Source organism: Streptomyces sp. NPDC005483 (assembly GCF_040606035.1).
Lineage (GTDB): Bacteria > Actinomycetota > Actinomycetes > Streptomycetales > Streptomycetaceae > Streptomyces.
The window spans coordinates 1-14217 of the sequence record NZ_JBEXEA010000052.1; the positions used below are offsets into that span (position 1 = coordinate 1).

General features: G+C 70.6%; 10 protein-coding genes. 6 read left to right on the forward strand and 4 right to left on the reverse strand.

Annotated features, from left to right (window positions below):
- A partial coding sequence (locus ABZT06_RS45715; RefSeq protein WP_355754741.1) for an XRE family transcriptional regulator occupies positions 1–400 on the forward strand: 400 nt, incomplete at its 5' end.
- 46 nt (positions 401–446) lie between these two features.
- Here ABZT06_RS45715 and ABZT06_RS45720 read toward each other — a convergent pair.
- Both ABZT06_RS45720 and ABZT06_RS45725 read right to left on the reverse strand, forming a co-directional pair.
- Entirely contained in the window at positions 447–1367 is a 921-nt protein-coding gene (locus ABZT06_RS45720; protein ID WP_355754744.1) for a nucleotidyl transferase AbiEii/AbiGii toxin family protein, read from the reverse strand.
- An 81-nt stretch (positions 1368–1448) separates the two neighbouring features.
- Positions 1449–2789, reverse strand: a complete 1341-nt coding sequence (locus tag ABZT06_RS45725; protein ID WP_355754746.1) for a type IV toxin-antitoxin system AbiEi family antitoxin domain-containing protein — start codon at positions 2787–2789, stop codon at positions 1449–1451.
- A 361-nt stretch (positions 2790–3150) separates the two neighbouring features.
- Between ABZT06_RS45725 and ABZT06_RS45730 the strand changes: the two genes are divergently transcribed.
- Together ABZT06_RS45730 and ABZT06_RS45735 are read left to right on the forward strand one after the other, a co-directional pair.
- Entirely contained in the window at positions 3151–5466 is a 2316-nt protein-coding gene (locus ABZT06_RS45730; RefSeq protein WP_355754748.1) for a Helicase associated domain protein, read from the forward strand.
- A 130-nt stretch (positions 5467–5596) separates the two neighbouring features.
- Entirely contained in the window at positions 5597–7006 is a 1410-nt protein-coding gene (locus ABZT06_RS45735) for a DNA-binding protein (protein ID WP_355754750.1), read from the forward strand.
- Positions 7007–7139: 133 nt separating this feature from the next.
- On the opposite strand, the gene ABZT06_RS45740 is transcribed toward ABZT06_RS45735, so the two are convergent.
- Complete coding sequence (locus ABZT06_RS45740) at positions 7140–7511, reverse strand: hypothetical protein (RefSeq protein WP_355754752.1); 372 nt, start codon at positions 7509–7511, stop codon at positions 7140–7142.
- Positions 7512–8127: 616 nt separating this feature from the next.
- Positions 8128–8961 carry a hypothetical protein gene (locus ABZT06_RS45745; RefSeq protein WP_355754753.1) on the reverse strand — a complete coding sequence of 278 codons (834 nt, stop codon included), beginning with the start codon at positions 8959–8961 and terminating at the stop codon, positions 8128–8130.
- A gap of 570 nt (positions 8962–9531) precedes the next feature.
- Here ABZT06_RS45745 and ABZT06_RS45750 point away from each other — a divergent pair.
- From ABZT06_RS45750 to ABZT06_RS45760, 3 genes are all read left to right on the forward strand, one after another.
- Positions 9532–10977: a TniQ family protein gene (locus ABZT06_RS45750; RefSeq protein WP_355754756.1), complete on the forward strand. Its 1446-nt coding sequence runs from the start codon at positions 9532–9534 to the stop codon at positions 10975–10977.
- 222 nt (positions 10978–11199) lie between these two features.
- Positions 11200–12033 (forward strand): TnsA-like heteromeric transposase endonuclease subunit, encoded by an 834-nt coding sequence (locus tag ABZT06_RS45755; RefSeq protein WP_355754832.1) that lies wholly within the window; start codon positions 11200–11202, stop codon positions 12031–12033.
- On the forward strand, positions 12030–14180 hold the full coding sequence (locus tag ABZT06_RS45760) for a transposase (RefSeq protein WP_355754759.1): 2151 nt from the start codon (positions 12030–12032) through the stop codon (positions 14178–14180). Before ABZT06_RS45755 ends, ABZT06_RS45760 begins: the two co-directional genes overlap by 4 nt.
- Positions 14181–14217 lie beyond the last annotated feature (37 nt).

A 14217-nucleotide genomic window follows, 5' to 3' on the forward strand; every position in this document is an offset into this window, starting at 1 on the left:
GCGCTACCGCAAGGGCGAACGCAAGCACCCGCCCAAGGCGATCGCCGAACGGATCGACGCGGCCGTACGGCAGCGGTGGCAGCCCCAGGTCCGCAAGCGCCGCCAGAAGCAGGCCGCCACCACTGGTGGGATCACGGTGGAGACACGGGCCCGGTTCGGGTACACCGCACCCGTCGGGACGACCGACGACGCACGCTTCCGCCGCCTGACCGTCCACCTTCCCCCCGCCTACGCACAGCGCCTGTTCAACGCCCGCGACACCGGTGCCAGCGACCAGGAGATGCGCCAGATCATCGCCGAAGGACTCAAAGAGACCTACTTCCAAGACGGCGGAAACCGCGCCATGGGACTCACCGACGTCACCCTCAACGACATCGACTACCTCGACCTCGACTACTGAACTTCCTGTCCTGCCACGAGCCGGTATTGCCGCGCACTATTGCTCTCTATGCCCAGGCGGCATTGTGCGGGTCCCAGGTTCCCTGGGCGGTCTGGTCGAGCATGGGGTTGATGAATGTGGTGGCGGCTTGCGCTGCTTCGGCGTAGGTGCCACAGCCCTGTAGGCCGACGACGAGCGCGGCCTGCTGGGGGTAGCCGTCGGGCCAGTCGGCGCCCGGCGCCTCGAAGGCAGCGGGAAGCACGAGGGAGATGCCGTTCTTGCGTCGGCGTTCGGCTTCGCGGTGCAGGGCCTGGGTGACAGCCGGACCGCGGACGGTTTCCTGCTGGCTGATCAGCAGCAGGTCGGCCAGGTCGCGGTAGCGGTTGGAACCTGACTCCCCGTCTGTGCCGTGGCGTTCGTACATGGCACAGATCTTGTCGGCGATGTGGTCGATGACGGGGTACAGGCGGACGTCGGGCCAGTCGACGGGCCACTCAAGGTCGACAGCGGACTTCAGGGTGCGGGTCTCGGGAATGCCGGAGAGAGTACGGCCGACGACGAGGTCGACCTTGACGGTGTCGACCAAAGTCGTGCCGAGGAAAACTTTGAAGTGCTGGGCACCGCCGCGGCCTTCGTCACTGTGGTTGTCGTACCTGGTCGGGGTGTAGCGCAGGTAGTCGTCTAGCTCCAGTGAGGCGGCCTCGATGACCAGCTGCCGTGCTTCCTCAGCGCTGCGCTCGGGGTGGGTGCTTTGCAGGTCGATGTCCTGGCTGAGGCGGGCGGCACCGCGGTAGCGGACCAGCAGGGCCTGACCGCCCTTGATGAGCCAGCCGTCTGGTTCCCTGGTGAAGACCCGGGCCGCGAGCCGGTTGAAGTAGAAGATCTTCATGAGGTCGGAGACACTCATGCCGGTCTGCTTGGACATGTTCTTCGCGGCCTGCTTCAAGGCCGCCCGAAATGCGGACGGACTCGCGTAGGTCTTGCCCATGGATCGCCCCCCCCTGGCGTGCTGGTTCAAGTCTGCTGACTCTACGCCCAGGTTGATCACGCTTCTGCTCTTCAGACCAGGTCAGTCGCTCTCCTGCCCGTCTGAAGAGCTGGCGTCAGGATCGTCGGCCTTCTGTCTTCTCTTTGAGGCAGGAGGCGGGGTCGGCTGCTGGTGCGTGGCAGGATCGGCTGAGCTTTCCAGTGCTTTGCGGGTGACCGACGGCAGGACAATGGCGTTGCGGATGGCCTGCTTGAGGGCTGGGTTGGGTGGGGTCAACTTACCCAGGTTCTCAGTAAGGGTCGGGGTCGGCTGGGACAGCTTGCGGTTGATCTCCTGGAGCGTCTTGGACAACCCTGAGGGCGCGAGCCTGCGGTTGACGTCGCGGATGGCCTGCATGAGTGCCGGGTTGGGCTGGGAGAGCTTGCGGATGGCCTCCGTCAATGCCGGATTGGGCTGGGACAGCTTGCGGTTGATCTCCTGGAACGTCTTGTTGAGGCCGGGCTGCGCGACTGCTTGGTTCATCTCCCAGATGGTCTTGGCCAGACCCGTGAGTTCCGCGGCGTGCGGGTAGTTGGCCAGGGTGGCGGAGAGGCGAGACGGCGAAGGGGAGAACAGGTGCGCGACGAAGGCCAGCTGTTCTTCCTGTTTCGCACGCTCTTCTTCGCGCAGATGGCTGACGAGGTAGGGGGCCATGTCGGGGTGTTCGGCCAGGAGGCGGACAGCTGCCTCGAAGCCCTCCTTGCTGGCACGCGCGACTTCCTGTCGCTGCAGGCGCTCGCCTGCCTGCTCGACAAGGTGGTTAATCAGGGCGTGTCCGGTGGCGGTGGCTTTGAGGCCGTACTTGCTGGCGTAGGGCTGCAGGCGGTCGGCGAGCTCGTCGAGGTCGATCAGGTCGCGGCGGTGGGCTTCCGCGATGACGCCACCGATGTGGCCGCCGTCGGCCTTGGCCCGGAGCAGATCCGTAATGGTGCGGGAGGTGGTGGTCACGGGCAGGCCGTCGACAACCGTGATCTCTTCCCGGTCCAGCAGGGCGGTACGCAGGCGGACAAACGGTTCCGTGGTCGTCCGTCTGCGCGGCACGGTGATCTCCACGTCGGGGGCGGGGATGTCGCCCAGTTCGTGGAGCTGGCAGGCCGAGGCGTGGGAGATGACGCCGGAGTCCGGGTGGCCTGCGGGACGGTCCCAGGCGAACGTCTTGGGCTGCAGGCGCAGCCAGGCCGCCTTGATCTCCACGTGGCGGGGCATGCCGCCGGCAGTCAGGAGGTAGACGCCGCGGCTGACGTTCTCCAGCAGGCCGGCCTCGGTCAGGCGCAGCAACTGCACGGCGTTCAGGCCGAGCTCTTTGGCCTGTGCGGTGGTGACCAGGCCCCACTGGTCCGCCGCGGCCCCGGAGAGCGCAGCCAGCTGTTCAGCACGGTCCATACAGAGATAGTTGCATAGTTTGGCAGAGATAGTTACTCCTAAGCGTAACTATCTCTGCGTCGATCTAGGAATTTAGTGTAATTAAATCTGTCTGGCCGCTTCGAGAGAGCTTCTGCAGGTGCGGTGTGGGCACCTGCTGGGCCGCCGCGGGCGGAAGCGGGCCGGGCAGCAGCGACGTCATAACCAGTAATCCACGAGGCCCTGCGGGGGTTCGGCCAGGCAGCATTCACCGAGCACTGCGCACCGGGGCGGTACCGGGCACCGGTGACGCTCGTTCGCCGGGTACCGGTGTCAGCGGGCCGGCGCCCCTGTGCGTGCTGCGGGGCACCGTCCGGTCGGGGGCGAGCGGGAGGCGGGTTCGGTGGAGGCAGTCCTGCGTGTGGTGCCGGTGGTGGGCGAGACGACGTGGTCGTTCCTCCATCGGGTGGCGGCCGCGTACGGGCTGGAGGCGGCAGATCTGGCCGGAGGGTGGCGGTCGGCGAGCCAGATACATCGCAAAGACCGGGGACGGGCGGACGGTGAGGTGCTGCTCGACACGGTGGCGCAGGAGCAGTTGGCCCACTGGTGCCGTGTGCCGGCGGGGCATCTGGCGCGGGCGCTGCCGTCGTGGGCGGCCGGGCCGCCGGCGCTGGCCGGCAGGGACAGGGATGGGCGGGGGTGGGTGCGGTGGCGTACGGGAGTGCTGGAGTGGGGGCCGGTGGTGTTCGGGTGCGGGCTGTGTGCGGCCCGGCGCGGGGATGGCGGGGGGCGGGTGTGGGTGTACGGGCCGCAGTGGCGGCGGGTGTGTGTGCGCCATGGCCGGTGGCTGCTGGAGCCGGGTGGGGGTCATCCCCTGCGGTGGGTCGAGGTCGCCTCTGTGGCTGGGGAGTTGGGGCGGGCGCAGCGTCGGTGGGCTCGGGTGGCGCGGGCCGCGCGGGAGGGCGGTGCGGCGCCGCGGGAGGTGTTCGCGCTGGCGCGGGCGGTGGTGTGCTGGTGGTGGGAGCGGGAGGAGTTGTGGGCCCGGGAGGCGGTGTGGGGGCCGCGTCTTGAACGGGTGAGGGCGGCTACCGTCCGGCGGGCTGGAGAGGTGGCGGGCTGGGGTCTTGAGCAGTGGCGGCTGCTGGTGCGGGACGCGGTCATCTTCCCGGAGGTCGTCGCGGCGGCCCGGGCCCTGGTCGACCCGCGGCTGCAGGAACGGGCCGGGGGTGGGGCGGGGCTGTTGCGCGATGGGGCGGGCGGGGGGCCGTTCGCGGCCGCGCTGGGCGTGCCGTTGGGGCGGCCCTGGCTGGCCGAGGTGGAAGAGGCCGGTCCCGGAGGGCCGTTGACGCTGTGGGTGTCGGCGATGGTCCGCCGGCGGCGCGGGGCGCCGCTGCGGGGGCGGGGGGTGTGGTGGGTGCATGGTCCGCACCGGCCGGTGGAGGCCGGAGCGGGCCTGCGTCTTCTCGTCGGCGCATCGGACACCGGCACGGGCAGGGCGGCAGGGGTGCAGGCGGCGGAGCTGGCGGTGCGGGCCGGGCACGGCGCGGGGCTGGCGCGGTGGCGTACGCAGTTGTTCGAGGAGGGCCTGGAGCATGCCCGCCGTCATGTGGAGCGGTTCGGGCATCTGGCCGTTCCGCACACCACCGCCGGGGTCAGGGAGGGGTTCGATCTGGGGCGGTGGCTGGCTTACCGGCGCGCCGGAGCCGCGCTGCTGAGCGCGGAGCAGGCGGCGCGGCTGGTGCAGTTGGATGCGTGGTGGAATCCGCCGTGGCCCGTGGACTGGCAGCGTGCCTGGTATCGGGCCCGTGACTTCGTGCACGAGCACGGGCCGGTTCACTGCGGGGACAACCTGGACGGGCTGCCGCGCTGGCTCGGCCTCTGGCTGCGCCAGCAGATCAGCAACTACCGGCAGCTGCACGAGGGCCAGCAGCGTCTGCTGGCCGAACTCGGCCTGGGTGAGAGCGAGATCAAGCGTTTTTACGCCTGGCCCGGTCGGCGCCATCCCCTCGGTGAGGCCCTGGCCGTCGCAGGCGCCTTCGCCGCCCGGCACGCTCACCTGGCGGTGTCCCGGCCCACCACCGTCGACGGGTTCGCGCTGGGCTCCTGGCTGGCCGCTGCCCGCCTGCGTCAGCGCCAGGCGGGCCGGCCCACCCGCCTGGGAGTGCGCCTGGCTGACCTGGATGCCTGGTGGAACCCGCCCTGGCCGATCGCCTGGCAGCGCATGTGGTGGGCCGCCCGCCACCACCTGAGCGGACTGCCTGACGGCGTGCAGTGGTGGCCCGACGCTCCCACCGCCGATCATGCCGCCGCCTGGCTGGGCCAGCAGGCCGCCCGCCGGCACCTGCTCCAGCCCGCCCAGCAGAACCTCGTGGACGAGCTCATCGTTCTGGCCGGCCAGGTGCCCCAGTGGCGGCCGCGGATCTCCGACGATGCCTGGCAGATCCTGTCCGCCCTGCTGCCGCCGCTCCCCCACCACGGCGGCCGCCGCCGCAGCCAACGCCAACTCCTCGAGGCCATCGTCCACATCGCCTGCACCGGCCAGCCCTGGACACAGCTCCCCCAGGCCCTGGGCCCCTTCCAGACCTGCCTGCGCCGCCATCAGCAGTGGCTGAGCGACGGCACCCTGGCCCGGATCGCCGGGGTGCGGCTACCCGGTCCCGACACCGCCTGGCAGCAACGCCTGGCCGCCCACATCACCTTGACCGCCGACCGAAGGTGATGGCCCGTCCCCGGGCCGGCACGTCACCCGCTCACTGTGGCTGCCGCACCCAGCTGCCTCACCGACACCTCGGAGGGACATGATCAACACTGCCGACACTGCCCCTTCCGACGGTGGTCGCCACTTTGGGGTGTTCCGCATCGCTCCACTGGGCGGGGAAACGACCTCCTCGCTGATCTGCCGCATCGCGAGCCGCTACGGGCTGGAACCCAGGGCATTGCGGTCGTGCTGGCAGTGGCGCAACACCCCGCCCCCGCTCAAGCGCGGCGGGGTGCGGGCCGATGCCGAGGTGCTGCTGAACAGGGCCGGACAAGAGCTCCTGGCCACGCTGTGCGGGGTCGGGCAGGACGTGCTGGCACGGGCGTTGCCGTCCTGGGGTTGCAGGGACGCCAAGCTGGCCGGGCAGCGGCAGACGCCGGCGGCGGTCTGGCGGATCGCCGGCGCGGTGGTCGGCCCGGTGGCGTTCGGCTGCCGCCTGTGCACCGCCCGGCGCACTGGAACGGCGGTGCGGATGGTGCGCTACGCGGCGCGGTCATCCCGGGTGTGCGCACGGCACGGGCGGTGGCTCCTGGACGCGGACGCCGACCAGGAGCTGGAGCACCTCGATCTGCGCGGTGTGCCGGAAGCGGTCGCGGCGCAGCAGCGGTGGACGGCGGTGGCGCGGCGCGCGGTGCAGGCCGGGGCCGAGCCGGAGCGGGTGTTCGCGCTGGCGCAGGCGGTGGTGGCCCGGTGGTGGGAGCAGGCCCTTGTCTGGGAGCGGGAGACGATCTGGCCACGGCGCCTGGATCAGGTGGCAGGCGGCAACGCTGGGGCGGACCTTGCGCGTTGGCGGATCGTGGGGCGCGACACGGTCGTCCTGCCCGAGGTGGTGGCCGTCGCCGAGATGCTGCTGGATCCGGCCGTGGCTGAGCTGGTGTGGCGAGAGAGCGTCGGGCAGCCGCCGCCGCTGCCCGATGCGATGCTCTGGCGCCGGCTCGGCGAGCGGGTCGGGCGCCCGTGGCTGGGGCGCCTGGCCGCGAGCGACTACAACAGCCCGTTGACCTCCTGGATGACCGCCGTCATCCGGCGGCGCCGCGGCCAGAGCGGACCCTACGGCAACGACCCCTGGCGGGTGCACCATGACCACCGGCCCGCAACCCTGGCCACCCGACTGCAGGATGTGGGCAAGGAGACCAAGGCGCCCAGCCCGGGCAGAATGTGGCGGGCCGTGGTGCATCCCGAGCAGCGGGCACGGATCTCGAGCGCCATCGACCATGCCGCGGAACAACTGCTGCAGCTACGCGGCCTGCAGGACGGGCCGGCCGCCGACGTCGCCCAGCAACTGGTGCACACCCTGCGCCACAGCACCACCCTGATCGACGACGCCGTAACGCGGACCACCCTGGCAGCTGCGAACGCCGGCATGCCCCTGGACGAGATCGCCCCATGGACAGGCATGCCCGCCGACGCTTTGCAGACCATGGGCAACGGCGGCCAGGCGGCCGTCCGCCTCGGCGAGACGGCGAGCAGCGAGGCGTCGCCGGGAAGGACGGCTGGCTGATGAGGCTCGGTGCTGGGGCGGAACCCCAGCACCCTCCAACGCAAACCATCCAATGAGCGCTCTTTCTCTACCTCAAAAATGGCAAAAAAAGAAACCGAGCGAGGCTCGGCATAGCATGACGGGAAAATCTTAATTACTTCTTGAATTCCTCCTTCGCGTGCGCAGTGAACACATTTGATTGCACCATATTGTAGTAATAGTTGTTAACGACCACCCTGGGTGCTTCTCGGCCAGTCTTCACATCGCCAGGGGAAGTGAAACCGAAAGCAGGAAGAGCACAAATAATTCCGGATATAATTGCCGCAACGAGTCTCATTCGTGCTTCCATCAAACTGGTTCGGGCGGTGCGCTCTTCGAGTGTATCGACCGTCGTATACGCCGACCGTGGCCAACCGACGCCTCTTCTCGCCTCAGAAAACCGCAGCTCATCACTGATACTTGGGCTGCCCTCCTCTCTGCCTCCCTGAGGCTTGCACTTCTTCTTGTACATGCTGACATTCTTCATCAATTTCTCCTTAATTTGGGTAAACTAAAGCCTGGGTCGAGTCTCTGCTCGCCCAGGCGGATACATGCCGGACTATGGGCGCCATATGCGCCGTCACTGCTTGCTTGTTACTCTCTTAGTGTAGCAGAAAGGCCCGCCCCACAGCAAGATAGCGGGGCGCTGTAAGGTGCGCCACTTGGTGGTGGATCCATGGGCTCAATTGATGCCATGCGTCATAGCGACATTCTACCGCGCTTTCGCAGAACGTCAAGCCTTCCGTCTGGCCGTCCGGGCCGGTCGGAGAAAATCCGAGACATTGAAATTAGCTCCTCTCGAATTCCCCCAGGACATTACCGGTAGGCGGCCTGCATACCCGCTAGGCGCGGATGCGGCACCGCGCCTGCCGACCATGGCGCCCGCTGCCGGCCGACGGTGCGAGCTCTGGACGACGTCGACGCGGGGCAGAGCAGCTCGGTGGCTCGCTGGACGCCCCCCCCCTCCCGACGTACTGCCGACGGGAAGGGGGCCGGCGTCATCCGACCGGGCGTGGCGTCCCAGCCTCTTGAAGACCGGCCTGCCGTCTCCGGCGCATGAGTCGACGTTCTTCAACGGTGTGCACGATGCGTGCATCCTTCGGTTATGCGTCACCTTCGTCAGCGCTGCGCCGCTTGGGAACTCGCACCACCAGACGGCGGGGGATGATGGCCGCGGTCTCCGACAGCCGCTCCATCCGCAAGAAGTGCACATTGCGCATGTAGAGGGCTTCCGCCTGGAAGTCGGTCTCGTTGACCGGGCGCCGCTTGGTGGTGACGAGTCCTGCGTCTGCCAGCTCCCGTAGTCCCTTGCTTCGGGTGTCCTCGCTCAGTGCGAAACGGCCCTCGGCCTCGCGGGGGCTGAACCACAGGGGGAGATCTTCCCCGAGCCCGCCGTTCTCGCACAGGAGCGCCAGGAACATGGCCACGGCGGCACCAGAAAGCACGGCGATGTGCCCGCAGGTCCAGAAGGTCTTGGGGATCTGGATGTAACGGTGCAGCAGAACGCCGAGGTCGGCGGGGTCGCTGGTCTCCTTCTCCTTCTTCGCCGCGGCGCCCGGGGCGACCCAGGGCTCTCCGCGGCCGTTCTCGTCCAGGACGGTGACGAGGTTGAGCCGGCCGGTCCGCCGCACTTCGATGAAGCGGTGCTCCTCCAGCCAGGCCTGGGCGTCGCTGATGCGGCGGGCCCCGGCCTTCTCCGGGTCGGGCAGGTCCAGCAGCGTGGCCCAGGCGCTGTGCCGGATGGCCAGTTCACGGGCGGCGTCCTCCTTCTGCAGCCACAGGTAGCTGAGGTAGAGCTTGAGCCGGACCTGTCCGCCTCGGCCGCCCCGGAGCATGCGCGCCATCGGCGGCGGCTCCTCGGTGTGGGTGAACCGTTCGACGAACGTGTACCGGACCTGGGCTCTGCGCCGTCCGAGCCGGCTGGCGCTCTCGGACATCCTCAGTGCGCGTACCGAGGGAGCCCTCGCCACTTCTGCCGTCCGATCCGCTTGCACCGGGTCACCGCCGTAATCCTAGTAGGAGAAGTCTCATTGAGTACTTTAGTGCCGGGTCGTAGGAACAAACCACCCCTAAGCAAGGGTTGTTATCCACCCATCGAACACGTCACTGGCACGGCACAAGGGTAGGCTGGTGAACTGGCGCCCCGCAGAAGTTTCTTGACGCCGTGTGAGACAGGTCTGTACCGTCGAAGACGCAGCAGGCCGGAAACGGGTCGCCGGAGGGGTTGTGCCCCCCAATCTCCGTGTGACCGACAAAGTCTGATGCAGGGTCACTCGGCAGTCTCCCAGCCAGTCGTCCGCATGGAGAAGCGGTTTCGGGCAGAGGCGCAGGACCAGGAGCAAGTGGGGTTGTGCCTCCCCACCCTGATCCGCCGAAGAGCCCCCGAGCGGCCCCGGGACCCGTCCCGGGGCCGCTCGCCGCGCCCGCTCACGCCGGAGGACGTCGGCAGAGGCCACGGCCTCACAGCTCCCGAGCCGCCCTCACCCCCACCGACAGGCCCGAGGCTCATGGTCACCGTTCTCGGCCCGGCCCCCCTCAACGACCCCGGCGACGCCGGTGTGTTCCGCCTCCCGCCGGTGTCCGGGGAGACCACCGCATCGTTGGTCTGCCGTCTGGCTGCGCGCTACGGGCTGGAGGCGAAGACGCTCCGTTCCAACTGGCAGTGGCGCAACTCCCCGCCTCGCCACGAAAGCGGTGACGCGCGCGCCGATGCCGAGGTGCTGCTGAACGCGGCGGGGCGACGACTCCTGGCCCTGCTGTGTGGCGTCGAACAGGACGTGCTGGCACGGGCGTTGCCGTCCTGGGGGCAACAGGACGCCAAGCTACCGGCCGCACCGGACGCGGAACCGGCGGCCGCGTGGCGGATCGGCGGCGCACTCGCCGGGCCGGTGGCGTTCGGCTGCCGCCTGTGCACCGCCCGGCGCACCGGGACGGCGGCGCGGGTGGTGCGGTATGCGGCGCGCTGGCAGCGGGTGTGTGTCCGGCACGGGCGGTGGCTGCTGGACGCGGACGCCGACCAGCCTTTGGAACATCTTGATCTGCGCGGGCTGGCGGAGGTGACCGCGGCGCAGCGGCGGTGGACGCGGGTGGCGCGGCGGGCGGTGCGGGCCGGGGGCGAGCCGGAGCGGGTGTTCGCGCTGGCGCACGCGGTGGTGGCCCGGTGGTGGGAACAGGCCCTGCACTGGGAGAGCGAGACCATCTGGCCGCGGCGGCTGCACCAGGTCACGGGCGGCAACGCCGGGACGGAGCTGGAGCGGTGGCGGATCGTGGGCCGGGACGCGGTCGTCTTCCCCGAGGTGGTGGCCGTCGCGGACGCGTTGCTGGACCCGGCCATGGCCGAGCTTGCCTGGCGCGACAGCGGTGCCGGGCGGCCGCGGCCGCTGCCCGCCGACGGGGCGTTCTGCCGCCGGCTCGGCGAGCGGGTCGGGCGGGGGTGGCTGGGGCCGCTGGCCGCGACCGACTACGGCGGACCGCTGACCTCCTGGATGGGCAGCGTCATCCGTATCCGCCGCGGGGCCAGCGGCCCGCCCGGATACGACAACGACCCCTGGTGGCTGCGCCAGGAGCACCAGCCGACGACGATGGCCGGGCAACTGCGCGTGCTGGGCAAGGAGAAGAAGACGCCGGGCTCGGGCCGGACGTGGCGGGCGGCGGTGCCTCCCGAGCAGCGCATGCTGATCACCCGGGCGGTCGAGGACGCCGAGGAGCAGCTGATTCAGCTGCGCGGTGCGCAGTACGGCAAGACCGCCGAGGTTGCCCAGCAGTTGCTGAGCACGCTCGGCCATGCCGCCACGCTGATCGACCAGGCCGTGCGGGAGAGCGCCGCGGCAGCCCTCACTGCCGGGATGGCACTGGAGGATGTGGCGCGCTGGGCCCGCCTGCCCGCCGATGTCCTGGCGGATGTGCTCGTGGACGATGACGGCGAGCGGCCGGCAGCACAGTGGTGGGTGTGACCGGGAGGGTGGCGGGTGCGCGCCGCGCAATCGCATGAGCTCGATACCCGGCGCTGTGTGATCAATATGGGTGAAGCCGCCCGCGCCCCGGGCAGGACGGACTTGACTGGGCGGGTGGACAGCAAGGACGCAGCGGCCGCGGGTGGCCTTACACCGCACGGGCAGACAGATACCGATACCGGGTTCGGGTGGGAGGCGGTCTTCCTCGACCCGCTCGGGCAAGTGGTGCAGCAGCGGTGGGCGGACGCGGTCCTCACGGTGGCCTTCGAGGAGTTGGAGCCGACCTCGGCGTTCCCGGTGGTGCCCGGGCGGCGGTGGGGGCCGGGTCTGTGGTGGTCGGCCACCACCGGCCGGCACGTGGCATGCGGGTCGGCCGCGATGCGGGCGCAGCTGATGGTGCTGGACCGCGACCCCGACGTGGTCGGCCTGGCCGGGCGGCCGGTGCAGGTGCTGTGGCGCACCGGTCGCGGCCAGGTGCGCTCGTGGACGCCGCAGCTCTTCGCCCGCTACCGCGACGGCACCGCCCTGCTGGCCGACTGCCCCAGCCGCCCGGAGGCCGGCGGACAGCGGGCCTGGAAGGCCGCCACCGTTCTCCAGGCGGCGTGCGCGCAGGCCGCCTGGACCTACCGGCGCCTTAAGCCGCTGGAGGACATCCTGGCCGCCAACCTGAAATGGCTGGCCGGCTACCGCCACCCCCGCAACGCCGGCCGCCTGGGCCTCATGCCCGCTGTCCTCGAAGCGTTCACGCGGCCGCGGCCGCTGATCGAGGGCGCCGAAACCGTCGGCGACCCGATCGAGGTCCTGCCCGCCGTCTTCCATGCCCTGTGGCACGGGCAGTTGACCACCCCCTTGGACGTGCCGCTGCAGGAGCGGGCCCTCGTCAGCCTCACCACCCGCAGGGCGCAACATCCACCCAGCCCCAGCCCCAGCCCCAGCGGCAGCGGCAGCGGCGGCAGCCTCGCCTCGAGCAGCGTGTCGGCGGGTGAGCGCACCGCGGCGAAGGGCGCCGGTGGCGCGGCGCGCGCAAACGGCCGCCGCCGCGGGGGCGGCCAGTGAGCGGGCCGCGCCCCGGCAGGCCAGTGCTCGAGGTCGGCGCGCACGTCCGCTTCCGGGAGTCCCCCTGGCAGGTCGTCGCTGTGGCCGGGCAGCTCATCCACCTGGCGGGTGAGAGCGCGGACGAGAGCGTGCTGGCCGGGCACCTGTTCGCCGACGCGTCCTTCTGCATCGTCGGCGCCCAGACGCCGCAGGCGGTGACGCAGTGGGGTCTGTTCGAGACCGCGCCCCAGGACGCGCGGCGCCGGGCGCTGGCCTGGCAGCGGCACATCCGCGAGGTGGAGTCCGGCCTGCCCGAAGGGCCAGGCACCGGCCAGGTGCCGCGGGCCGCATACGACCCCGGCCGATTCACGCTCGCCCAGCGCGAGCAGGCCAAGGCGGCGGAGCTGACCGCAAGCGGCTTCGGGACCATCTCCCGTACGACGGTGCAGCGGATGCGGCTGGCCTACCGCAAACAGGGCCTGTGGGGGCTGGTCGACCACCGCACCACCCGCCGGCCCAGCCCCGCCGGACGCGCCGACGCACGCGTCATCGCCGCGATCGAGGAAGCCCTGCGCCGCCAGCGCGGACGCTCCAAGGGCACCGTCAAAGGCCTGATGCCCCTGGTCGCGCAGATCCTTGCCGACCGGCACGGCAACGGCACGGTGCCGCTGCCCTCCCAGGCCACCTTCTACCGCCTCGTTCACCAGCTCGCCGACCCCGCCGACCACCCCCACCGGCCCACCCCCACGGGCAACTCCCCGGCCGGCCGGCGGGCGTTCACCCCGACCGTGGCGCTGCGGCCAGGCGAACAAGTACAGGTCGACACCACCCGGCTGGACGTGATGGCCGTCTTCGATGACGCCACCACCGGCCGGCCCGAACTCACCATCGCCGTCGACGTCGCCACCCGCGCCATCCTCGCCGCCGTCCTGCGCCCGGCCGCCACCCAGGCCGTCGACGCCGCCCTGCTGCTCGCCGAGATGGCCGTCCCGCACCCCGCCCGCCCCACCTGGCCCGACGCCCTGCGCCTGGCCCACAGCCCGCTCCCCCAGCTGAAGCGGCTGCTCAGCCTGGACGAACGCCTTCACGGCGCGGCGGCCCGGCCGGTCGTGGTGCCCGAGACGATCGTCGTCGACCGGGGCAAGATCTACCTGTCCGCGGCGTTCACCGCCGCCTGCGAAACCCTCGGCATCAGCGTCCAGCCCACCCCGCCGCATGCCCCCGCCGCCAAAGGCATCGTCGAACGCACCTTCGGCACCATCAACGCACTCCTGTGCCAGCACCTGCCCGGCTACACCGGATCCGACGTCACCCGCCGCGGACCCGACGCCGAAACCGAGGCCCGCTACAGCGTCGCCCAACTGCAGGACCTCCTCGACGAATGGCTCATCCACTACCACCACCGCCCCCACGAAGGGCTGCGCCACCCCACCCTGCCGAAAAAAGCCCTCACCCCCAACCAGATGTGGGCCGCCCTCATCGCCGTCACCGGCCACGTCCCCCTCCCCCTGACCGGCACCGACTACCTCGAACTGCTCCCGGTGCGCTGGCAGGCCATCACCGCCCGCGGCATCCGCCTCGACCACCGCACCTACGACCACGACTGCCTGACCCCCTACCGAGGCCAGCCCTCACCTCTTGCCTCCCGCGGCGGCAAATGGGAGATCCACACCAACCCCCACGACGCCCGCCAGATCTACCTCCGCCTGCCCGACGGCCACCTCACCGAAATCCCCTGGATCCACCGCGACCACATCCATGCCCCCTTCAACAACGCCACCTGGCAGCACATCAAAACCACCACCACCCGCAGGAGCGGCGACCGCGACACCCACGAAGCCGACCTCGCCGACGCCCTCGACCAGCTCATGCGCCGCGCCCACACCCACACCGCCACGCCCGGCGAACAACGCCTGATCACCCGCACCGCCCCCCTGAAAACACCCCCCACCACCACCGGCACCCCACCCGCCCACACCCCCCAGCCCGAGCAGACCGACGGCCCCCGCCCGCTCACCGACGGCCGGCACAACGACGGCCGCCACGACCCGCCCGATGACACCGAGCAGGCCCACGGCGAGGACGAACCAGGCGACGACGCCGACGCCCCCGTCCCCTACACCGGACTCGGCCTCTACGACCCCGCCCAGGAAGCCCTCAACTGGTGACCACCCACCCACACACCACCACCGCCGCCAGCCACAC